Genomic DNA, 22,634 nt, shown 5'->3' on the forward strand with positions numbered 1-22,634 from the left:
CTGACGAGAGGGCGCTGCGCAGCAGCGGACAATCGCCCCGCGCAACCGCCGCACCGTGTTGCACGACCCTGCCGTGCCCGCAGCGCTCCTGCGGCGCGCCACGCCCGGCCTGTACCGCTGCGGCTGCCCGCGGCGCCGGGCTTGCGCGCCCCTTCACCGAAGTTGCCGTGCCCGACAAGGAGACCGCGCAATGCGGGCCGACCCGATCCAGCGTGCCATCGACGAAGACCTGGTGCGCGTGCTGTACGCGCAAGACCCGATCGCTTTCTTTTCGCACTGGTTTTCGATCGCGGTGCTGGTGGCGATCTATTGGCCGAGAATTCCGTCGCCGTCGCTGTTCGTCGCGTGTTTCGGTTTTTATGCGGCGGCCAATTGCGGCGGCCTCGCGCTGTGGATTCTCAATCGACGTTATCCGCAGTTTTTTTCGCCGCGCGACTGGATCTACCTGCACGCGTTGCGCGGCGTGTTGCTGTACAGCGCGCCCGGCCTCGCGGTGTGGTTCGCGTTCCAGGTCCCGCAGAGCGATTTGCCCTTGCTGCACACGGTCCTGCTCGTGACGCTGGCGGCCGGCGTGTTCATGTCGAACGGTTTCGACCTGCTGAACTTCTCGACCGCGATTCCGTTCCTGCTGTTTCCGTCGATCGTGCTGCACTTCGGCTCGCATACGTTCGACCGCACGATACTCGCGATCGTCCTCGCGTTTTTCTTCTGTGCGATCAACGTCTACGCGATGAGCTATCGCAAGCTGTTCCGCCAGGTCGTGCAGGCGCGGGTCGATCAGCAGTACCTGGCGGAATCGCTGGCAGCGCAGAAACACGTTGCCGAAGAGGCGAGCCTCGCGAAGACGCGCTTTTTCGCGGCCGCGAGCCACGATCTGCGCCAGCCGCTGCACGCGATCGGACTGCTGGCGGCGTCGCTCAACGACACCACGGCGACGCCCGCGCAGCACGCGAAAACCGCTGAGCACATCGTCTACAACGTCGAGGCCTTGAATCAGCTCTTCAATCAGGTGCTCGATCTCGCGCGGCTCGAAAGCGGCGTGACCCAGGTGATCCGGCTGCACTTCCGGCTCTCCGAATTATTCGAACGGGTGGGTAGCCAGTACCGTCCGCAGGCCGCGGCGAAAGGGCTCGCGCTGCGAATCGCGCCGACCACGATGGTCGTATACGACGATCCGGTGCTGCTCGAGCGCGTGCTGAGCAATCTGCTGTCGAACGCGGTGCGTTATACCGAGGACGGCGCGATCTGGCTCGGCTTTCGCCGCGCGGGGCGGCCGACGGGCGGTTATATCGAAGTGCGCGATTCGGGTATCGGCATTCCGGCCGACGAGCACGAGCGCATTTTCGAAGAGTTCTATCAGGTCGCGAATCCACAGCGCGACGCGCGCCAGGGCCACGGCCTCGGCTTGCCGACGGTGAAGCGGCTGGTCGGGATGCTCGGCGGCGAGTTGCAACTGCGTTCCGCGCCCGGACGCGGGTCCGTGTTCCGCTTTCCGGTTCAGGCGGGCGACGCCGGCGGCATTGTCGCGAGCCTGAACGAAGCGGTGGCGGGCGGTCCGTCGGCGCAAGGGCGGCGCGTGCTGTGTATCGACGATGAACCGTCGATCCTCGAAGGGCTCGCGAGTCTGCTGGGGCGCTGGGGTTGCGACGTGCTCGGCGCGCGCGACGAGGCCGAGGCGCTCGCGGCGCTCGCCGGCGGTTTCGTGCCGGACGCGGTGCTGTGCGATTACCAGCTCGCGCATCACCGCACCGGCGCGCAGGCGCTGACGGCGGTGCGCGCTGTGCTCGCGCGCGCGGGGCACGAGAACGTGGTGACCTTGCTGATCACGGGTGATATGGCCTCGGCGGAATTGGCGGCGCTCGCGTTGCAGGGTATTCCGGTGCTGCATAAGCCGGTGACGCCCGCGCGTTTGCGGCGCACGCTGGAAATGCTGTGGCAGCAGGCGGAGCTGGATCGGGGACGGATAGCGGCGACGCCCACGTTGCGCGAGGGTGGAGCGGGTGGCGATGCGGGCGTGGCGCGGGGCGCGGCAGGAGATGCGGCGGGTGATTCATCGCGCGGCGCCGCCGGCGGCTCGCAGACGCGCTCCGAGAGCGAACCGCAGAAGTAGGAACGGCAGGGTGGGCCAGCGTCCGGCCTACAAAGTCTTACCCGCCTCCAGCCAGCCGTTGATCACCGCAATCGCGGTCGACCGGTTGTGCACGCCGAGCGCCCGGAAAATTACCGACAGATGCACCTTGACCGTCCCCTCGGCGACCCCCAGGTCGCGGGCGATCATCTTGTTGGTCCAGCCGCGATGCACAAGCCGCATGATGTCCTGCTGACGCGGCGACAGGTTTTCCAGCAGATGCTGCTGATGCGGCTGCAAGGCCGGCACCTGGGTAATCGGCTCGGTCAGCGTGGCGCCGCCCTGACCGGACGCCGGTTGTGCAGCGGATTGCGCGATCGACCCGGCGCCTGCCGCCGCCCCTTGCGCATCACGCGAGCCGAGCAGGCTGAGCGCTTCCATCGGCACATAAGCGCCGCCCGACAGCACGAGTTCGATCGCCTTGAGCATGACGCTCGCGGGCTGCCGCTTCGGCACGAAGCCGAGCGCGCCCGCGGCCAGCACCGCGCGCATTTCGTCCGGCGATTCCTCGGCGGACAGCACGACCACCGGCAGCGCCGGATTCGCCTTCAGCAGCACTTCGAGCGACGACGCGCCGGTCATGCCCGGCATATGCAGATCGACGATCGCCAGATCGTGATCGGCGTCGGGCCGCGCGGCGGTGGCGAGGGTTTCCCAGCTATCGGCTTCGTCGAACTGGGCGTCGGGATCGAAACCGCGCAGCATGCCCTTGACGCCTTGCCGGATCAGTTCATGGTCGTCGGCCACAAGAAACTTCATGATGTCTCCGCGAGTCGGGCCTGCCCGTTGTGGACTACCGCCGTAGTGGGGTCTCGTTTTACTTCTGTCCTCGTGAACCGCATCATGGCCGGCTACCCCGCGTTTCCTGCGCCGATCGGTGGCGCGGCGCGCCTTCCGGCTGGCCGCGCTGGTGGCGCGTTATGAGTACTCGCCGGCTGGTTCGATGCGCCACGTGATGTGTAAGGCAGGTCTCCCGCGCATAGGTTCCGGCTTGCTACGTAGACGAGCCGCGCGAGCCTTTTTTGAAGCTCTCCGCGCAAGATCGAACAGGTTATGCGCGGAGGATGAAAACGCGTGCCGGCCGCGTCTATTTGACTGCAAATAGCGTCGCATTCATCAGCAGTTTGAAGGCGAAACCGAGCGACATCGCCGAGGCCACGCCGAAGCACCACAGCGCGATGAACCACAGCCAGCCGGGCAGTTTGCGCCGCCGCGGCGGGGAGCCGGCAAGCGCCTCGTTCGAACTGTTCGAGCCGTTGTGCTTAGTGATAGTGATGTTGGTCGTCATGGCGCACCTTGCCCCGGAATACCCAGTAACCCATCGTCGTATAGGCGATGATGATCGGCAGAATCACCGCCGCGCCGACCAGCGTGAAGGTCTGGCTCGAGCGCGGCGCGGCCGCTTCCCACAGCGTCATGCTCGACGGAATCGCATACGGCCACAGGCTCACCAGCAGCCCCGCGTAGCCGAGCAGCACGAGCAGCAGCGCGAGCACGAACGGCGTAGTGTGATGCCGCGCACGCACCGCGCGATGCATGAGGAACGCGCAGACCGCTACGAGAAACGGCACGGGCAACAGGCGATAGAAGAGGTTGTCGTGGAACCAGCGCTGCGCGATCGTCGGGTCCTGCAGCGGCGTCCACAGGCTGACCATCGCGATGAAGCCGAGCAGCACCAGCGTGAGCGGCCATACCACGCGATGCAGCCGTCGTTGCAGATCGCCTTCGGTCTTCGCCACCAGCCAGCAGCAGCCGAGCAGCGCATACGTGACCACGAGCCCGAGGCCCGTGAGCAGGCTGAACGGCGTGAGCCAGCCGAATGCGTCGCCGGCATAGCCGCCGTCGATCACCGGAATACCCTGGAGGAACGCGCCCAGCACGATGCCCTGGAAGAACGTTGCGCCCGCCGAGCCGCCGATGAACGCGAGATCCCACAGATGCTTCGTGCGATTGGCCTTGGCGCGAATCTCGAACGACACGCCGCGAAAGATCAGGCACACCAGCATGAAGATCAGCGGCAGATACAGCGCGGACAGCACGGTCGAATACACCACCGGAAACACCGCGAACAGCGCGGCGCCGCCGAGCACGAGCCAGGTCTCGTTGCCGTCCCAGACCGGCGCAACGGTGTTCATCATCAGGTCGCGCTCCTTCTCGTCTGGGAAGAACGGGAACACGATGCCGATGCCCAGATCGAAGCCGTCCAGCACGACATACATGAAAAGGCCCAACGCGATGATCGCGGCCCACACGACGGTTACATCCATTTTCTTTCTCGCAAGTGGTTGGGTGAAGATGGGGCTTACGCGGCGTCGATCATCTGATCGGCGGCGGACAGCGGGCGGCGCGCGGTCTGATTCGGCTCCTGGCGCGGCACGCCGTGCGGCGTGTGTCCCGGCAACGCCGGACCCGAGCGCATCAGTTTGAGCATGTAGTAGATGCCGGTGCCGAACACGAGGAAGTAGACCACCACGAAGGCCATCAACGAGATGCCCACCTGCTGCGCGGTCAGCGGCGACACGGCTTGCGACGTGCGCATCACGCCGTACACGACCCACGGCTGGCGGCCCGCTTCGGTGGTGACCCAGCCGGCCAGCAGCGTGATGAACCCGGTCGGCCCCATCGCGACGGCAAAGCGCTGGAACCACGTCGATTCGAACAGACGTCCGCGGCGGCGCAGCACCCAGGCGGCGAGCGACATCACGATCATCAGCACGCCGAGCCCGGCCATGATGCGAAAGCTCCAGAACACCACCGTCGAGTTCGGACGATCCTGCGGCGGGAATTCCTTGAGACCGCGAATTTCGCCGTCCCAGCTATGCGTGAGGATCAGGCTGCCCAGGTGCGGAATCGACACCGCGTAGCGCGTCGTCTCCGCCTTCATGTCGGGAATGCCGAACAGGTTCAGCGCGGTGCCGCCTTTCTCGGTCTCCCACAGGCCTTCGATCGCGGCGATCTTCGCCGGCTGATATTCGCGCGTGTTCAGGCCGTGCTGATCGCCGACGAATGCCTGGATCGGCGTGAGGATCAACAGCAGCCACAGCGCCATCGAGAACATTTTCTTCACGGCCGGATCGCGCCGTCCGCGCAGCAGATGCCATGCGCCCACGGCCGCCACCACCAGCCCCGCGACGATGAACGCCGCGAGCGCCATATGCGCGAGCCGGTACGGGAACGACGGATTGAAGATGATCTTGAACCAGTCGAGCGGCACGACGTGGCCGTTCACGACTTCGAAGCCTTGCGGCGTTTGCATCCAGCTATTGGAGGCGAGAATCCAGAAGGTCGAGATCAGCGTGCCGATGGCGACCATCAGCGTGGCGCCGAAGTGCGCACGCGGACTCACGCGCTGCCAGCCGAACAGCATGATGCCGAGAAAGCCCGCTTCGAGAAAGAACGCGGTCATCACTTCGTACATCAGCAACGGCCCGGTGACAGGGCCCGCGAAACTGGAGAAGCCCGACCAGTTGGTGCCGAACTGATAGCTCATCACGACGCCGGAGACGACGCCCATGCCGAAGGCCACTGCGAAGATCTTTGACCAGAAGAGGCAAAGATCTTTGTAGTACGCCTTGCCGGTCTTCAGCCAGCGCCATTCGAGGACGGCGATGAAACTGGCGAGGCCGATGCTGAGCGCCGGAAACACGATGTGAAAAGAGACGGTGAACGCGAATTGAATGCGGGCGAGATCGAATGCCGATATTGCGGAGTTCATGAGCGTGTTGTGCGTGATGGCCGCGGGAGCGGACTACGCGCGTCGACCGGTGTCGGTGCGCACTGCGGCTGGCAGATGGCGCAAGAGTAGGGGATAGGGAACAATTTTGCTGCGCCGCGACGTGCGTCAAAAAACCGCCTTGTTTTAAGCCGTTTTTATGTTTTTTGGCGGCAAACCTTTGATGAGTATCAAGTTTTCCTGATTGTCTTCGTGTGCGAATTCTGCGTGCGCGCGCCGTAACTGCGTCAATAGACCGCGCTGCAGCAATGCACCCCGTCACCTTTGCGCGCGCGGCTCGGCCCTGGTGTTTGCCCGCGAGCCGCTTGACTTCGATATTTCCTGGGCATAAAGTTTTATTCATACACAGGAATTAAAGGCCGCTGCTACTTCAGCCGGCCAACAGGAGACAAGCCTTGCTCAATCTCACGCCAGGTTCGCTCGCGGGCCTTCGCATCGTCGATCTGTCACGCGTACTGGGTGGCCCGTATTGCACGCAGATCCTTGCCGACCACGGTGCCGACGTGATCAAGGTCGAGCCGCCCAACGGCGATGAAACCCGCACCTGGGGCCCGCCGTTCGACGGCGACACGGCGTCGTACTTCCTCGGCGTGAACCGCAACAAGCGGGGTGTGGCGCTCGATCTGACGCAGGAAAGCGAGCGCACGAAGCTGCTGCATCTGCTCGACAGCGCCGATGTGCTGGTCGAAAACTTCAAGATCGGCACGCTGGAGCGCTGGGGGATCGGCTACGACGCCTTGCAGGCGCGCTTTCCGCGGCTCGTGCATTGCCGCGTGTCGGGCTTCGGCGCGGACGGCCCGCTCGGCGCATTGCCGGGCTACGACGCGGCGGTGCAGGCCCTCACCGGGATGATGAGCGTGAACGGTGAAGCGGGCGGTGCGCCGTTGCGCATCGGCGTGCCGATCGTCGACCTGGTCACGGGCCTGAACGCGGCGCTCGGCATCCTGATGGCGCTGCGCGAACGCGAGACGAGTGGGCGCGGCCAGTTCGTCGAATCGACGCTGTTCGATAGCGCGTTGTCGATTCTGCATCCGCATACGCCGAACTGGTTTTACTCGGGCAACGAACCACAGCGCAGCGGCAACGCGCATCCGAACATCACGCCGTACGACATGTTCCATACGGGCAGCGTCGATATTTTTCTGGCGGTCGGCAACAACGCGCAGTTTGCGCAACTGTGTGCGGTGATCGACGCGCCGTCTCTGCCCGCCGATGCGCGCTTCGCCAGCAACCGGGAGCGCAGCGCGCATCGCCGCGAATTGCGCGCGCAACTGGAAGCGCGCTTTGCCCAATGGGAGGGCGAACTGCTTGCCGACACGCTGATCCGGCGCGGCGTGCCGTGCGCGCCGGTGCTCGGCCTCGGCGCGGCGCTGGAGCATCCGCACACGGCGCATCGCGCGATGCGGGTCGAGCTGGGCTCGTACCAAGGCATTGCGTCGCCGATCAAGCTGAGCCGTACGCCTGCCACCTATCGCAGCGCGCCGCCTGCGCTGAACGAGCACGCCGGGCAGGTGTTCGGCACGCCGCCGGCGGACGGCTGACGCCGCCGTCTGTTTGAGCCTGCCTGGAGCGGCTTGCGCTTCACAGGCTTTCCCTCTCGCTACAACACAGCGCGGCGCCATGCCGCGAAGGAGACAGCATGTGCATGAATCGCGCAGGACGGCGCTCGCCGGCAGCTTTCGCAGCACCCGCCGATGACAAAATCGGCCGCACGCAAGGAGCCTTCCGATGCTCGCGCTGATTGGCACGGTCGCGATCGTCGCGTTGTTCGGGTTGATCATCACGAAGCGCCTCTCGCCGCTCGTCGCGCTGATCGTCGTACCGATCGTGGCCGCGCTCGTGGCAGGCTTCGGGCTCACGACGGGCAAGTACATCGTGCACGGGGTGCAGAATATCGGCCCGGTGGCGGGCATGTTCGTATTTGCGATTCTGTTCTTCGGCATCCTGACGGATGCGGGCATGCTCGATCCGATCATCAATGGCGTGCTGCGGGTGGTGGGCTGTCATCCGACGCGCATCGTGATGGGCTCCGCCTTGCTCGCGCTGCTGATTCACCTCGACGGCTCCGGCGCGGTGACCTTCCTCGTGACGCTGCCGGCGATGCTGCCGCTGTACACGCGCCTCGGCATCGACAAGCGGATTCTCGCGTGCGTCACGTCGATGGCCGCAGGCGTGAATTTCCTGCCGTGGGTGGGGCCGATGCTGCGCGCGTCGGCCGCGCTGCACATCCCCGGCACGGTGATTTTCTATCCGATGATTCCGGTGCAGATCGTCGGCCTGATCTTCGTGTTCGGCACCGCGTATATGCTCGGCAAGCGTGAAGAGAAGCGTCTCGGCCTCGACCGTGCGAGTGCCGCGTCGGTCGCGGTGACGCCGCGCGAGTTGAGCGCGGCGGAGCAGGCGTTGCGCCGCCCCGGCCGTTTCTGGATCAACATCGTCTTGACGCTGGTCGTGCTGGTCACGCTGGTGTGGGGCATCGTCGATCCGATGGTGATGTTCATGCTCGGCACGGTCGCGGCGTTGATCATCAACTATCCGGACGTCAGGCAGCAGCGCGAGCGCATCGACGCGCACGCCAAGGCCGCGCTGATGATGGCGAGCGTGCTGCTCGCGGCGGGCGCGTTCACCGGCATCATGTCCGGCACCGGCATGCTCACGGCGATGGCGCAGGTGATGGTGCAGCACGTGCCGGTCGAGCATGCGCGCCATATGCCGTTCGTGCTCGGGCTCGTGTCGATGCCGCTCAGCCTGCTGTTCGATCCCGACTCGTTTTATTTCGGCATCCTGCCGGTTCTCGCGGAAAGCGGCAAGCTGCTCGGCGTGCCGCCGATCCAGATGGCACAAGCTGCCTTGCTCGGGCAGATGACGACCGGTTTTCCGGTCAGCCCGCTGACGCCCGCGACGTTTCTGATCGTCGGGCTGACCGGCGTCGAACTCGCCGAACACCAGAAATTCACGATCCCGTTTCTTTTCGCCGCCACCGTCATCATGGTTTTGACCGCGGTGCTGGTCAGCGTATTTCCGTTATGAGCGCGCAGCGTCGCGTGCCGCGTGCGCTGTGCATGCCGGGCGCGCTCCGCGCCGCGCAGATATTCCACAGGACATTGCCATGAACTTCGAATTCACCGACGACCAGCAGTCGATCCAGGCCGCCATCGAAAAACTTTGCGAACGTTACGACGACGAGTACTGGCTCGCGAAGGATCGCGAAGGCGGTTTTCCGCACGACTTCCACCGCACGCTGGCCGACGCGGGCTGGCTTGGCATTGCGATGTCGCCGGAGTATGGCGGCGCGGGGCTCGGCATGACCGAAGCCGCGCTGATGATGCGCACGATCAGCGGCTCGGGCGCGGGGTTGTCGGGCGCGTCGGCGGTGCATATGAACATCTTCGGCCTGAATCCGGTGCAGGTGTTCGGCAACGACGCGCAGAAGCGGCGCTTTCTGCCGCCGCTGATCGAAGGCCGCGACAAGGCCTGCTTCGCGGTGACCGAACCCGACGCCGGTCTCGACACCACGCATCTGAAAACCCAGGCCGTGCGCGACGGCGACCATTACGTGCTGAGCGGCCGCAAGATCTGGATTTCGACCGCACAGGTCGCCAACAGGATGCTGATCATCGCGCGCACCACGCCGCTCGACCAGTGCACGAAACCGACCGACGGTCTCACGCTGTTCTATACCGATCTCGATCGCGAGCGCGTGGAAGTGCGCGAGATCGAGAAGATGGGCCGCAAGGCGGTCGATTCGAACATGCTGTTCATCGACAATCTGCGCGTGCCGCTCGAAGACCGCATCGGCGACGAAGGCGCCGGTTTCCGTTATCTGCTGCATGGCCTGAATCCGGAGCGGATCCTGATCGCCGCCGAAGCGGTCGGTCTCGGCCAGGCGGCGTTGCGGCGCGCGACGCAGTACGCGAACGAGCGCGTCGTGTTCGGCCGGCCGATCGGCCAGAACCAGGCGATCCAGCATCCGCTCGCGCAGGCGTGGATGCAGCTCGAAGCGGCCAACCTGATGGTGTTCAAGGCGGCCTCGCTGTACGACGCGGGCAAGCCGTGCGGCGCCGAAGCCAACGCCGCCAAATACCTCGCCGCGGAAGCCGCGTTCCAGTCGTGCCAGACCGCGATCGCCACGCTTGGCGGGATGGGCTACGCGAAGGAATATCACGTCGAGCGGTATTTGCGCGAGTGTATGATTCCGAGGCTCGCGCCCGTGAGTCCGCAGATGATTCTGTGTTTCATCGCGGAGAAAGTGCTGGGCTTGCCGAAGTCGTATTGACGTATCTCCCGACCGCCATGGATGTCAAACTCGTTGCCCGCACGCTGGATCTGTTCGAATTGTTCGCCGCCGAGCAACGGCCGCTGCCGCTTACCGAACTCGCGCGTCTGCTGAACGTGCCGGTGTCGAGCTGTCTCGCGCTCGCGCGCACGCTGGTGAGCCGCGGCTATCTGGTCGAGGTGAGGAAGCGCGGCGGCTACTATCCGACGCGGCGCTTGCAGATGGTCGCCAGTGCGATCAATGCGGTCGATCCGGTGGTCGAGATCGTGCATCCGCGCCTGATCGAGTTGCGCGACGCGAGCGGCGAGACCGCGGTGCTCGGCAAGATTCAGGGCGCCGCCGTGGTGTATCTCGACGTGGTGGAGTCGACCAAGGCGATTCGCTACACGCGCGCGCCCGGCGAGTTGCGGCCCTTGTATGCGAACTCGATCGGCAAGGCCATTTTCGGCGAACTGGACGCGGGGGCGCAGCAGGCGCTCGGTGCGCAACTGTCGTTCGAACGGTTTACGGCGGCGACGGTGGCCGATCTGCCCGCGCTCGTCGCGCAAGCGGCGGCGGCGCGAGCCCAGGGCTGGTGCGCGAATCTCGGCGAGAGCGCGCCGGAGCTGTCGGCGATTGCAGTGGCGGTGAGGATCGGTGGCGAGTGGTACGGGCTGTCGGTGGTGGGGCCGACCGAGCGCATCCAGAGAGATCAGAAGACGCATGCCGCGCAATTGCTGCGTGTGAAGCAGGCGATCGAAGTGCAGGAGCAGCAGGAGCAGGCGGACTAGGTTGTCGGGGGTGGGGCCGAGGTTCCGGCGATGGCTTGTCTGCGGACCGCTCGACTGCCCGGTTTCCCACAGCAACACTGCACGCGCGCGACTCGCGCGCAACGCCCGCATTCGGTGCGAGCAACTCCACACAACTCACACCGCAAACGGCCCATAACGACCGCCCCCAACCCGTTATCAACCGACAATCCGCCCATCCGAACCGACTTTCACCGGTTCACCGGCCAGGCAATGAATCAGTCGGCCAGCCTATCCGCGCCGCTCGCCGCAATGCCGAGCGCACCACCATCCGGTGGAACGGCGCGATCGCGAGAATATAGAAGCGCCCGAGCCCGTTGTGGCAATGCACGACCGTGGACAGCACCAGATAGCGCGAACGGCCGTCCCGCGTCTGGCGCGTTTGCTGCAGCACCGACACCCGGAAGTCCAGATGACTGTCGTTCTCGCCGAGGATGATTTCGTGCGCGCTGCGCGTGTAGATCCTGAAGATGTCGACGCGCTCCCGCGAGCCGGCCGCTGCTTCCGTGCGCAACTGCTTCGTCGTCTTGAGCCCGAAGCGTGCGACCAGCGCGTCGCGCAACCCCATCAGTCTGCCGACCCATCCCGCCTGATGCGCGAAAACAAAGCGCGCCAGCAATTCCGGATCGTCGATGGCGTTCTCGGGCAGGCGAACCGCGAACGCGTCGGCGAGATCCGGCGCGTGGTACAGGCGCGTGACCGCGGATTCGGCCGGCATGGCGACGGATTGCACGGAGGAGTGGGCGTTGGGCATGGTGACGTGCGGCGCTGAAAGGAAGCAGGCTCGAAGGCCGCGTCGATGACGTGACGGCGGCGGCGCGGTGATTCGCTGATGCACAAGGGGGCAAGTCTACGCGTGCTTGCGCGTGGCTGCGCCGGCGGCTTAGCGCGCGCGGCGCGAATGACGGCATCGAGAGAAAAAAGTTTAGCGCATGTTATACGACATCTTATAAATAGAGCGCGACTAGCTGCTTGTTTATCAAGGCAAAGCGTTTCTGTTGGCAGTTTGGCTAGGGGTAAATGCCTGGTTGAAATCCGCTCGGGCTTCGTTGATAGTACGTTATCGTACAACTAGCGTGTGTTATGCAGGTGGCATCACCACCGCTTCACCGCTGGCTGCCCCCAAGTTCGATCGCGCGCGGCGCAGTCAACGCAGGAAAGGAACCCCTATGAAAAAGATTGCCCTGAGTGGCGCCGGCGGCCAGCTCGGCTCCGTCGTACGCGCTGCCATGATTGCGCGCGGCACGCCGCTGCGTTCGGCAGCAGGCTCGAAAGCCCTGACACCCCTCGTCGAAGGCGAGGACGTGATGCACGGCGACCTGCGCGATCCGGCGGTGGTCGATCGTCTGCTCGAAGGCGTGGACGTGCTGATCCACTTCGCCGGCACGAGCGTCGAGCGCCCGCTGCCCGAAATCATCGAGAACAATCTGCGCGGTCTGGTCGAGGTGTACGAAGGCGCGCGCCGTCAAGGCGTGAAGCGCATCGTGTTCGCCAGCTCGAATCACGCGATCGGCATGTATCCGGTCACCGAAAAGCTCAGCCTCGACTGCGAACTGCGCCCCGACGGTTTCTACGGCCTGAGCAAGGTGTGGGGCGAAGCGCTCGCCAGAATGTATTGGGACAAGCACGGCATCGAAAGCGTGTGCGTGCGCATCGGCAGCTGCCTCGAACGCCCGACCGAGCCGCGCCACCTGAGCACGTGGTTCGGCCATCGCGATCTGATGCACTTCCTCGACCGCTGCGTCGAGGCCGAAGAGGTCGGCTTCCTGACCATCTGGGGCGTGTCGGCCAACACGCGCAGCTGGTGGGACAACAGCGGCGCCGCGCGTTTCGGCTATCAGCCGACGCAGAACTCCGAAGATTACGCCGCTGAAATTCTGGCGCGCCCGAATCCGCTCGACGCTTTTGGCCAACGCTTCCAGGGCGGCGCTTTTGTCGGCATCGATTATTCGCGCGCAGACGGCGGTCCGGACGCATCGGTCGCCAAGGCGGCACGGCCGGTCTGACTGGCCGGGCATCACGAGGAGACGCAGTCATGAAAGTCAAAGGCATCCGCTGGTGGATGGTCAGCCTGGTCGCGGCCGGGCTCATCATCAATTACCTCGCGCGCAATACGCTGTCGGTCGCCGCGCCGACGCTGATGAAGGACCTCCACATCACCACCGAGCAGTACGCTCACGTGGTCGTCGCGTGGCAGCTTTGCTATGCGTTCATGCAGCCGGTCGCGGGTTTCGTGCTCGACACGGTCGGCACCAAGCTCGGCTTCGCGGCGTTCGCGCTCGCCTGGTCGCTGGCCTGTGCCGCCGCCGCGTGGGCGACGGGCTGGCGCAGTCTCGCGTTCTTCCGCGGCCTGCTCGGCCTCGCTGAAGCGGCGGGCATTCCGGCCGGCGTGAAAGCGACCAGCGAATGGTTTCCGGCGAAAGAGCGGTCGGTGGCGATCGGCTGGTTCAACATCGGCTCCTCGATCGGCGCGTTGCTGGCGCCGCCGCTGGTGGTCTGGGCGCTGTTGCGCGGCCAGTGGCAACTGGCATTCGTGATCGTCGGCGTGGCGGGCATCGTCTGGAGCGCGCTGTGGATGGTGATGTACAAGCATCCGCGCAAGCAGAAGATGTTGAGCGCCACTGAGCGCGACTACATCCTGAGCGGCCAGGAAGCGAAGCACTCCGAGGCCGGCGCGCCCAAGCGCAGCTGGCGCGCGATGCTGGGCAGCCGTGATTTCTGGGCGATCGGCATTCCGCGCATTCTGTCGGAACCGGCGTGGCAGACCTTCAACGCGTGGATTCCGCTGTACATGATGACCGAGCGTCACATGAACCTGAAGGAAGTCGCGATGTTCGCCTGGATGCCGTTCCTCGCCGCCGACATCGGCTGCGTGCTCGGCGGCTATCTGAGCCCGCTGTTCCACAAGTACGCGAAGGTGTCGCTGTTCACGTCGCGCAAGATGGTGTTCGTCGTCGGCGCGCTGTTCATGATCGGACCGGCGTGTGTGGGCCTGGTGCAAAGTCCGTATGTGGCGGTGGCGCTGCTGTGCGTCGGCGGTTTTGCGCACCAGACCTTGTCCGGTGCGTTGTACGCGATCACGTCCGACATGTTCGGCAAGAACGAAGTCGCGACGGCGACCGGCATGGGCGGCATGGCGGGCTATCTGGGCGCCGCGGCGTTCACGATGCTGTTCGGCGTGCTCGTCACGCAGATCGGCTACAGCCCGCTGTTCGTCGTGCTGGCCGTGTTCGATCTGATCGCCGCCGCCGTGGTGTGCCTGCTCGCGAAAAGCAGCGACAAGGCGCCCGAGCCGCGCTGGTCCGGAGCCGGTGATGTGGTCCCCGCCAAGTAAGTGATGGCGAGTTCCGCGGGTTGGACCCGGCGGAACATACAGCTTGATTCGACATGCAGACAACGGCGCTTTCTTCACTGAGGCGCCGTTTTTTTTCGGGCGGGGCCTGCGAGCTTCACCCGGCGTCGGCGACACGAGTCTTCACGAGGCTTCTTTCCGGATGCACGCCGCGTCGCGGCGCGTCGTACGCATTGGCGCGAGGAAAACGAAACAGGTCATCAAAAGGCCATCCCATCCGTCACGCGCACGCGTCGCCCGGCGCCGCCTACGTGGCGCCGCGCGGCACGCTCGAGCCGCACGTCATCAAGTGCTGTGGGATAATTGCGGAGTTTTGCCCGGAGCGCGGCTCACAAGGTTGTTCGCACGGGCGCGCGAGGGGCCTTTATTCCCTTGGCCCGCTTCTTTTCAGCGATATTTCTCCAACAACCACGATGCCCGCATACCGTTCCAAAACCTCCACCGCCGGCCGCAACATGGCGGGGGCGCGCTCCCTGTGGCGTGCCACCGGCATGAAAGACGAAGACTTCTCGAAGCCGATCATTGCGGTGGTCAATTCGTTCACCCAGTTCGTGCCCGGCCACGTGCACCTGAAGGACCTGGGCCAGCTCGTCGCGCGCGAAATCGAAGCCGCCGGCGGCGTCGCCAAGGAATTCAACACCATCGCGGTCGATGACGGCATCGCGATGGGCCACGACGGCATGCTGTATTCGCTGCCGAGCCGCGACATCATCGCGGACTCGGTGGAGTACATGGTCAATGCCCACTGCGCCGACGCGATGGTGTGCATCTCGAACTGCGACAAGATCACCCCCGGCATGCTGATGGCCGCGATGCGCCTGAACATTCCGGTGATCTTCGTGTCCGGCGGCCCGATGGAAGCCGGCAAGACGCGCCTCGCCAATCCCAAAACCGGCACCATCGAGTTCAAGAAGCTCGACCTGGTGGACGCGATGGTGATCGCCGCCGACAAGGCCTATTCCGACGCCGACGTGGCCGAGGTGGAACGCTCCGCCTGCCCGACCTGCGGTTCATGCTCGGGTATGTTCACGGCCAACTCGATGAACTGCCTGACCGAAGCGCTGGGCCTCTCGCTGCCGGGCAACGGCACCGTGGTCGCCACGCACGCCGACCGCGAGCAGCTGTTCAAGCGCGCCGGCCGCCGCATCGTCGAACTGGCCCGCCAGTACTACGAGCAGGAAGAGGCGAGCATTCTGCCGCGCGCGGTGGGCTTCAAGGCATTCGAAAACGCGATGACGCTCGATATCGCGATGGGCGGTTCGACCAACACGATCCTGCACCTGCTGGCGATCGCGCGTGAAGCGGAGATCGACTTCACGATGACCGACATCGACCGTCTGTCGCGCATCGTGCCGCAGTTGTGCAAGGTGGCGCCGAACACCAACAAGTACCACATCGAAGACGTGCATCGCGCGGGCGGCATCATGGCCATCCTCGGCGAGCTCGACCGCGCCGGCAAGCTGCATACCGACGTGCCGACGGTGCATGCGGCCACGCTGAAGGACGCGCTGGATCAGTGGGACATCGTCCGCACCCAGGACGAAGCGGTCCGGACTTTCTACATGGCGGGCCCGGCCGGCGTTCCCACGCAGGTGGCGTTCAGCCAGAACACGCGCTGGCCGAGTCTCGATCTCGATCGCGCCGAGGGCTGCATCCGCTCGTACGAGCATGCGTTCTCGAAGGAAGGCGGCCTCGCGGTGCTGACGGGCAACATCGCGCTCGACGGCTGCGTGGTGAAGACGGCCGGCGTCGACGAGAGCATCCTCGTGTTCGAGGGCTCGGCTCACGTGACCGAATCGCAGGACGAGGCGGTCGAGAACATCCTCGCCGGCAAGGTCAAGGCCGGTGACGTCGTGATCGTGCGCTACGAAGGTCCGAAGGGCGGCCCGGGCATGCAGGAAATGCTCTATCCGACGAGCTATATCAAGTCGCAGGGTCTCGGCAAAGCTTGTGCGCTGCTGACGGATGGCCGCTTCTCGGGCGGCACGTCGGGCCTGTCGATCGGTCACTGCTCGCCGGAAGCGGCGGCGGGCGGCGCGATCGGCCTCGTGCGCGACGGCGACAAGATTCGCATCGACATTCCGAACCGCACGATCAACGTGCTGCTGTCCGACGAGGAACTGGCGAGCCGCCGCGAAGCGCAGAACGCGACAGGGTGGAAGCCCGCCAAGCCGCGTCCGCGCAAGGTGTCGGCTGCACTGAAGGCGTATGCGAAGCTGGTGATGTCGGCCGACAAGGGTGCGGTGCGCGACCTGTCGCTGCTGGAAGACTGATCTTGCGACGGGCTTTGGGCCCTGTCTGCCTGTAAGAAAGCCGCTCCTCGGAGCGGCTTTTTTTGCCCGCGCGTTTTGCGGTTTCACATGCACACGCACGCGCATCCCCCCGGCCTGCGACTGCCTGAGTGGTGCACGCATGAACGCGCATGCGCGGCGTCCACGGCGGCAGGGCAAAGACCGACTGATCGCCGGATCGCCCGCTCTCACCCCGCCGCGTATGCGCTTACCGCTGATCGACGACCGTCGTGTTGTATGTCGTCGAGCCGATCACCACGTTGTTCAACGTGATGCCGTTGACGTTGTACGCGTAGATCGGCCCCGGCGTGCTCGCACTGGCCGGTCCCGCGCTCACCGCCGTGCCCAGATTGCAGTTCGATATCGTGACGCCAGTGATCGCCGGAACCGTCGGCGCCGGTGTCGGGCCGTTGTAGTCGAACGCGACCGGTCCCTGCGCGACGATCGCCTGGAAACACGAACCGGTCACGCCGTTGAGCGTCACGTTGCTCGCCTGCACGTTCGAGATGTTGACGTTCTGCACGACCGCCGGACGGGTGCGGATCGCGTCGTTGGCTGGCTGGTAGTCGCAGTCGAACGTGATCAGGCCGCCTTGCGCCGCCGACGGATTGGCCGCCGTCGCCGTGATCACGCCGAGCGGCACCGTGCCGTTGATCGGACTGCCGGGCAGCAATGCGCTGCCGTAGCCCGAGCCTTTCAGCGCGACGCCGTTGGGCAGCGTGACCGTATCGACATAGAAGTTCTTCACGAAGCCGCCGCGATTCATGTTCGTCTTGATGCGAATCGCGATGTTCAGCGGATTGGTCGCCCAGTTCTGGTTGAGCATCTGCAGATTGCGCGCGTAGATGTTCTGCACGCCGCCACCCATTTCGCTGCCGAGCGTGATGCCGCCGTGGCCGCTGTTCATCGTGCAGTTCTGGATCACGTGGTTTTGCGCGGGGCCGTACTGCGTGTCGAGGTCCTTGCCCGACTTGATTGCGATGCAATCGTCGCCGGTGTTGAACGTCACGTTGTCGCACAGCACGTTGTCGCACGCGTCCGGATCGAAGCCGTCGTTGTTCGGGCCGATGCTGTTGGTCGTCACGCCTCGGATCACGACGTTCTTGCAATCGGTCGGATGATGCTGCCAGAACGGCGTGTTGTTGGTCGTGTAGTTCTCCATCAGCACGTTGGTGCAGCCGAGGAATTCGACCATGCACGGACGCAGGTAATGGCCGACACCGAAGATGCGCTGCGCGATCGGCACGCCCGCCTCGGACAGCGCGGGCAGGTAGTTCGCGTCCTCTTGCCACGGCGTGGTGGGGCTCGTGAGCTGCGCATAGAGCGCGTCGGAAATGCCCGGCGCGGCGGTGCGCAGATCGACGTTGTTCGGATTCAGATAGACCTGCGACGGCGTCGTCGAACCCGCGCAGCCGTAGGCGCCGCTCGACCCCTTGAAGGTCCACCAGCAGGTGGCGGTGTTGCCGGTGCCGGTGAACGGCGTCATCGCCTGGCCGTTGAGCACCGAGGTGGCGTCCTCGCCGGTCAGTGCGATGTTGGTCTGGTTGCGGGCGTAAACCGGCGAGCCGTAGTTGAGGCAATCGTTTGCCTGCCAGCGGCTATAGAACAGGTTGCCGTTGGCGCCGCAGTTCACCGGGCCGTCCTTCGCGTAGTCGGCGGGATTCGGGCTGAAGTAGATCGTGCAGTTCGCGCTCAGGTGGAAGTTCACATTGCTGAGCAGCACGATCGGGCCTGCGCAATACCATGTGCCGGCCGGCACGACCACGCGACCGCCGCCGGCCGCATTGCAGGCCTGGATCGCGGCGAGAAACGCGGGCCGCGAATCGAACGAGTTGGCGGCGTTGGTCTGTTGCGAGCCGGGGCTCGTGAGCGATGCCGAGCCCGTGTACGGATTGCTCGCGGCAATCACGGAGCAGGGCTGCGCGCCATACTGGGTGACCAGATAATCGCGCGCGGGGAACATCGACTGGTTGATGCCTTGCAGCGACGCGATGATCTGCGTGGCCGCGCCCGACGAGCCCCAGATCGGGTCCTGCGCCACGGGCGGTGTGCTCGGCGCAGCGGGCGAATCATTGCTGGAGCTGCCGCAAGCGGACAGGCCGCCCAGCAGGGTCGCGCCCGCGGACGTGCCAGCCAGCACGATGAATGCGCGGCGTGCCGGCGAGTGCGGTTCGCTCTGCTGGCGGTTTCTCGATGCGTTCCGTTGGCCGTTATTTTTATGCCGGGTTGTCACGGATGTCTCCTTGCCCTTTGCGGGCGTTGTCAGTAATCGTGGGTGCTGATGGGACGACCGTCGCCGGTGTCGTTTTGCCACAGCAAGAATCACGATCGGTAGTGATCCTTACTATTTGTAAAGAACGCGCGGCGACGGCAATGGGTTCACACGCACAAGCGTGAGCGCGCGCCGTTCCACGGCTCCATCTGCAAGGAACCGGTGGAAAGGCGAGCAGGAACGTGCGGCGTTAAGCGGGCTGTTGGCCGATTTCGTGATTGGCGAGCACTTCGAGCGCGCGCACCATCGCGGAGTGGTCCCAGGCCTTGCCGCCATGCGCGACGCACGCATTGAACAGCACCTGGCAGGTGGCGGTGTTCGGCAGCGACACGCCGAGCGCTTGCGCGGTCGACAGCGCGAGGTTCAGATCCTTCTGATGCAGTTCGATGCGAAAGCCCGGGTCGAAGGTGCGTTTGGTCATGCGCTCGCCATGCACTTCGAGAATGCGCGACGACGCGAAGCCGCCCATCAGCGCTTCACGCACGCGCGCCGGATCGACGCCGGCCTTCGACGCGAGCAGCAGCGCTTCGCCGACCGCTTCGATCGTCGCGGCGACGATCACCTGATTGGCGACCTTGCACACCTGACCCGCGCCGACCGCGCCGATCAGCGTGACGTTCTTGCCCATCATGTCGAAGAGCGGCTTGACGCTGTCGAAGGTCGCGCTTTCACCGCCCACCATGATGGTCAGCGAGCCGGCCTTGGCGCCGACTTCGCCGCCGGACACCGGCGCGTCCAGATAGTCCGCGCCGCGCTCGCGCACGCGCGCGGCAAATTCGCGGGTGGCCATCGGCGAGATCGAGCTCATGTCGACTACCGTTTGTCCCGCGCGCAAGGCGCTGGCCACGCCCTGTTCGCCGAACAGCACGCGTTCGACGTCCGGCGTGTCCGGCACCATGATGAAGATCACGTCGGCCTGCGCGGCGACCGCGGCAGGGCTGTCGCACGCGACGGCGCCGGCCTGGGTGAGTTCGTCGGGCACGCCGCTGCGCGTGAACGCGGCCAGTGCGACGCCGTTCTTGAGAAGGTTGGCGGCCATGGGCTTGCCCATGATGCCGAGTCCGATAAAGCCTGCTTTTTGCATGGAATACTCCGAAGATGTCGTGGCGGCCGTGCTGCTGCCCGTATCTGGCTTGGCGCCGGGGTTCAGGCCTCGCCCGCCGGTTTCTGCATGAAGTGTTTCTGAACCGTCTGTGCGGCGTTTTTCAGCATGCCCATGTCCGCGCACACCGCAATGATGCGGCAGCCCATCGACAGATAGCGTTCCGCGTCGGCCTGCACCGGCGCGAGAATGCCGCTCGATTTGCCGGCCGCCTGCGCGCGCGCGAAAACATGCGCGATCGCCTGTTGCACGTCGGGATGGCTGGCGTTGCCGAGCCGGCCGTAGCCGGCCGCGAGGTCGGACGGGCCGACGAACACCGCGTCGATGCCGTCCACGGCGAGGATCTCGTCGATCGCGTCGACGGCCTTGCGGCTCTCGATCTGCACAATCACGCAGACGTTGTCGTTGGCGATGTCGAAGTAATCGGGCACGGCCGCATAGCGGTTGCCGCGATGGCTCACCGACACGCCGCGAATGCCCTGCGGCGGATAACGCGTCGCGGCGACCGCGCGGGCCGCGTCGTCGGCGCTTTCGATGAAGGGCACGAGGAAGTTGGAGAAGCCGCTGTCCAGCAGCCGCTTGATGAACACGCTGTCGTTGGCCGGCGGCCGCACGACCGGCGCGCTCGCGCTGTCCTTGAGCGACATCAGCTGGGGGATCAGCGTGAGCACGTCGTTCGGCGCGTGCTCGGCGTCGAGCAGCATCCAGTCGAAACCGATGCCGCCCAGCAGTTCCGTGACGACCGGACTGGCGAGCGACGCCCAGCAGCCGATCTGGGTTTCACCGGCGCAGACCGCGCGGCGGAAGCGGTTGGGTAAGGCCTGGTAGGGCGTGACAGTCGGCATGGGTATCTCCTCGAACGGCAATGGATCGGGCGAGTCCGACGACGCCTATGCGAAGTGTTATAAGTCGTCGTATGTCTTGCTCGCAGGTTAGCATTGACCCCTTGGGTTGTAACGGCCACGTAAACCCGAATTCCCGGCCGGACAAGCGTTTCAGGTTGCGCGGTAGGCCTGCTATGTTGTAGGATGACCTATATCTAAGGCCTTCACTTTAAGGAAAGCGAAAATGTCCATTACCGGCGAAATGCTGATCGGCCGCCAGGCAGTGCGCGGCGAGGAACAACCATTGCACGCGGTCAATCCCGCCACGGGGTCCGAGATCGCCGAGCCGGTTTTCGGCAGCGGCGGCGTTGCTCAGGTCGAGCGCGCGTGCGAACTGGCGCAACAGGCGTTCGACCCGTACCGGGCATTGCCGCTGACGGTGCGCGCCGAGTTTCTCGAGCGCATCGCCGACGGCATCACGGCGCTGGGCGACGCGCTGATCGAGCGTGCGCACCAGGAGTCGGGTTTGCCGAAGGCGCGTCTCGAAGGCGAGCGCGGCCGTACGACCGGCCAGCTCAAGCTGTTCGCACAAGTCGTGCGCGCCGGCCAGTGGCTCGCCGCGACGCTCGATTCGCCGCTGCCGGAGCGCAAGCCGCTGCCGCGCTCGGATCTGCGCATGCAGAAGATTGCGCTCGGCCCGGTCGCAGTGTTCGGCGCCAGCAACTTCCCGCTCGCGTTTTCGGTGGCGGGCGGCGATACGGCGGCAGCGCTCGCGGCCGGTTGCCCGGTCGTCGTGAAGGCGCATCGCGCGCACCTCGGCACGTCGGAAATGGTCGGCCGAGTGATCCAGCGCGTCGCGCAGGAAATGGACTTGCCTGAAGGCGTGTTCTCGATGATCGTCGGCGCGGGCAATCTGGTCGGCGAAGCGCTGGTCGCGCATCCGGCGATCAAGGCGGTCGGTTTCACCGGTTCGCGCGCGGGCGGCATGTCGCTGATGCGCGTCGCGGCGGCGCGTGCCGAGCCGATTCCGGTCTACGCGGAAATGAGCAGCATCAACCCGGTGTTCATTCTGCCGAACGCGCTGGCGCAACGCGGCGAGAGCATCGCGCGCGGTTTCGTCGATTCGCTCGTGCTCGGCGCGGGCCAGTTCTGTACCAACCCGGGTCTCGCCATCGTGCTCGACAGCGACGCGCTGAAGGGCTTCGTCGCGACGGCGTCGGAAGCATTGAGCGGCAAGCCGGCTCAAACCATGCTGACCGCGGGCATTCACGCCGCGTATCAGGACGGCGAAAGCAAGCTGGCGGCGACCAGGGGCGTCGAGGCAGTGGCGCGCGGTGTCGACGCAAGCGGCCCGACGCAGGCTCGCGCGGCACTGTTCGTGACCGATGCGCAAACTTTCCTCGCCAATCCGGCGCTGGAAGACGAAGTGTTCGGCCCGGTGTCGACCATCGTGCGTTGCAAGGACGAGCAGGAAATGCTGAAGGTGGCCGAGCACTTCGCCGGCCAGCTGACCGCGACGCTGCAGATGGACAGCGCCGACATCGCCGCCGCGAAGAAGCTGGTGCCGATTCTCGAGCGCAAGGCAGGACGGATTCTGGTCAACGGCTACCCGACGGGCGTCGAGGTGTCGCACGCGATGGTGCACGGCGGCCCGTTCCCGGCGACGTCGGACAGCCGCGCCACGTCGGTCGGCACGACGTCGATCGAGCGCTTCCTGCGCCCGGTCTGCTACCAGGACTTCCCGGCGGACCTGCTGCCGCAGGCACTGGCCGACGGCAATCCGCTCGACCTGTGGCGTCGTCGCGACGGCGAAATCACGCGCGGTTAAGGATGGACCTCGCTCGTGGCCTGCCGATGAGCGGGCCGCG

At 65.3% G+C, this 22,634-nt stretch carries 17 protein-coding genes; 9 read left to right on the forward strand and 8 right to left on the reverse strand.

The genetic code is table 11. The features are described from left to right. Nucleotides 1-190 precede the first annotated feature (190 nt). Entirely contained in the window at nt 191-2,110 is a 1,920-nt protein-coding gene (locus tag PQQ53_RS20460; RefSeq protein ID WP_408154978.1) for an ATP-binding response regulator, read from the forward strand. 27 nt (nt 2,111-2,137) lie between these two features. Here PQQ53_RS20460 and PQQ53_RS20465 read toward each other — a convergent pair whose 3' ends face one another. From PQQ53_RS20465 to PQQ53_RS20480, 4 genes are all read right to left on the reverse strand, one after another. Beyond that, nucleotides 2,138-2,887 carry a response regulator transcription factor gene (locus PQQ53_RS20465; RefSeq protein ID WP_408146700.1) on the reverse strand — a complete coding sequence of 250 codons (750 nt, stop codon included), beginning with the start codon at nt 2,885-2,887 and terminating at the stop codon, nt 2,138-2,140. A gap of 328 nt (nt 2,888-3,215) precedes the next feature. After that, complete coding sequence (locus PQQ53_RS20470) at nt 3,216-3,416, reverse strand: hypothetical protein (RefSeq protein WP_408146702.1); 201 nt, start codon at nt 3,414-3,416, stop codon at nt 3,216-3,218. Next, nucleotides 3,391-4,395, reverse strand: coding sequence for a cytochrome d ubiquinol oxidase subunit II (gene cydB, locus PQQ53_RS20475; RefSeq protein WP_408146704.1), 1,005 nt, complete (start codon nt 4,393-4,395; stop codon nt 3,391-3,393). Before cydB ends, PQQ53_RS20470 begins: the two co-directional genes overlap by 26 nt. A 35-nt stretch (nt 4,396-4,430) precedes the next feature. Further along, nucleotides 4,431-5,843 carry a cytochrome ubiquinol oxidase subunit I gene (locus PQQ53_RS20480; protein ID WP_408154982.1) on the reverse strand — a complete coding sequence of 471 codons (1,413 nt, stop codon included), beginning with the start codon at nt 5,841-5,843 and terminating at the stop codon, nt 4,431-4,433. A gap of 413 nt (nt 5,844-6,256) precedes the next feature. Here PQQ53_RS20480 and PQQ53_RS20485 point away from each other — a divergent pair, with 413 nt between their 5' ends. The 4 genes from PQQ53_RS20485 to PQQ53_RS20500 all read left to right on the forward strand — a co-directional run bounded on the left by PQQ53_RS20485 (nt 6,257) and on the right by PQQ53_RS20500 (nt 10,907). Beyond that, entirely contained in the window at nt 6,257-7,402 is a 1,146-nt protein-coding gene (locus PQQ53_RS20485; RefSeq protein WP_408325748.1) for a CaiB/BaiF CoA transferase family protein, read from the forward strand. A gap of 187 nt (nt 7,403-7,589) precedes the next feature. Further along, nucleotides 7,590-8,891 (forward strand): CitMHS family transporter, encoded by a 1,302-nt coding sequence (locus tag PQQ53_RS20490; RefSeq protein WP_408154986.1) that lies wholly within the window; start codon nt 7,590-7,592, stop codon nt 8,889-8,891. Between the two features lie 79 nt (nt 8,892-8,970). Next, the gene (locus PQQ53_RS20495; RefSeq protein WP_408325751.1) at nt 8,971-10,137 is read left to right on the forward strand and encodes an acyl-CoA dehydrogenase family protein; all 1,167 of its coding nucleotides are present in this window, start codon (nt 8,971-8,973) and stop codon (nt 10,135-10,137) included. Between the two features lie 17 nt (nt 10,138-10,154). Continuing rightward, nucleotides 10,155-10,907 carry an IclR family transcriptional regulator gene (locus PQQ53_RS20500; protein ID WP_408154990.1) on the forward strand — a complete coding sequence of 251 codons (753 nt, stop codon included), beginning with the start codon at nt 10,155-10,157 and terminating at the stop codon, nt 10,905-10,907. Nucleotides 10,908-11,124: 217 nt separating this feature from the next. Here the strand turns inward: PQQ53_RS20500 and PQQ53_RS20505 are convergent, their stop codons facing one another. After that, nucleotides 11,125-11,679, reverse strand: a complete 555-nt coding sequence (locus PQQ53_RS20505; protein ID WP_408146715.1) for a DUF2867 domain-containing protein — start codon at nt 11,677-11,679, stop codon at nt 11,125-11,127. 415 nt (nt 11,680-12,094) lie between these two features. Here PQQ53_RS20505 and PQQ53_RS20510 point away from each other — a divergent pair, with 415 nt between their 5' ends. The 3 genes from PQQ53_RS20510 (at nt 12,095) to ilvD (ending at nt 16,550) form a co-directional block, all read left to right on the forward strand. After that, complete coding sequence (locus tag PQQ53_RS20510; RefSeq protein ID WP_408146717.1) at nt 12,095-12,931, forward strand: NAD-dependent epimerase/dehydratase family protein; 837 nt, start codon at nt 12,095-12,097, stop codon at nt 12,929-12,931. Between the two features lie 29 nt (nt 12,932-12,960). After that, on the forward strand, nt 12,961-14,259 hold the full coding sequence (locus tag PQQ53_RS20515; RefSeq protein WP_408146719.1) for an MFS transporter: 1,299 nt from the start codon (nt 12,961-12,963) through the stop codon (nt 14,257-14,259). A 431-nt stretch (nt 14,260-14,690) separates the two neighbouring features. Beyond that, a complete protein-coding gene (gene ilvD, locus PQQ53_RS20520; RefSeq protein ID WP_408146721.1) occupies nt 14,691-16,550 on the forward strand; it encodes a dihydroxy-acid dehydratase in 1,860 nt (619 codons plus the stop codon). 226 nt (nt 16,551-16,776) lie between these two features. Here ilvD and PQQ53_RS20525 read toward each other — a convergent pair whose 3' ends face one another. The 3 genes from PQQ53_RS20525 to garL form a co-directional block, all read right to left on the reverse strand. After that, nucleotides 16,777-18,801 carry a glycoside hydrolase family 28 protein gene (locus tag PQQ53_RS20525; RefSeq protein WP_408325754.1) on the reverse strand — a complete coding sequence of 675 codons (2,025 nt, stop codon included), beginning with the start codon at nt 18,799-18,801 and terminating at the stop codon, nt 16,777-16,779. 229 nt (nt 18,802-19,030) lie between these two features. Next, the gene (locus PQQ53_RS20530; RefSeq protein WP_408325758.1) at nt 19,031-20,068 is read right to left on the reverse strand and encodes a 2-hydroxy-3-oxopropionate reductase; all 1,038 of its coding nucleotides are present in this window, start codon (nt 20,066-20,068) and stop codon (nt 19,031-19,033) included. Further along, on the reverse strand, nt 19,987-20,787 hold the full coding sequence (gene garL, locus PQQ53_RS20535; RefSeq protein WP_408146727.1) for a 2-dehydro-3-deoxyglucarate aldolase: 801 nt from the start codon (nt 20,785-20,787) through the stop codon (nt 19,987-19,989). Before garL ends, PQQ53_RS20530 begins: the two co-directional genes overlap by 82 nt. A 223-nt stretch (nt 20,788-21,010) precedes the next feature. On the opposite strand from garL, the gene PQQ53_RS20540 reads away from it, so the two are divergent. Continuing rightward, nucleotides 21,011-22,594 carry an aldehyde dehydrogenase (NADP(+)) gene (locus PQQ53_RS20540; protein WP_408146729.1) on the forward strand — a complete coding sequence of 528 codons (1,584 nt, stop codon included), beginning with the start codon at nt 21,011-21,013 and terminating at the stop codon, nt 22,592-22,594. The last annotated feature ends 40 nt before the right edge of the window (nt 22,595-22,634 follow it).

The organism is Paraburkholderia strydomiana, from assembly GCF_046030495.1.
Classification (GTDB): domain Bacteria; phylum Pseudomonadota; class Gammaproteobacteria; order Burkholderiales; family Burkholderiaceae; genus Paraburkholderia; species Paraburkholderia strydomiana_A.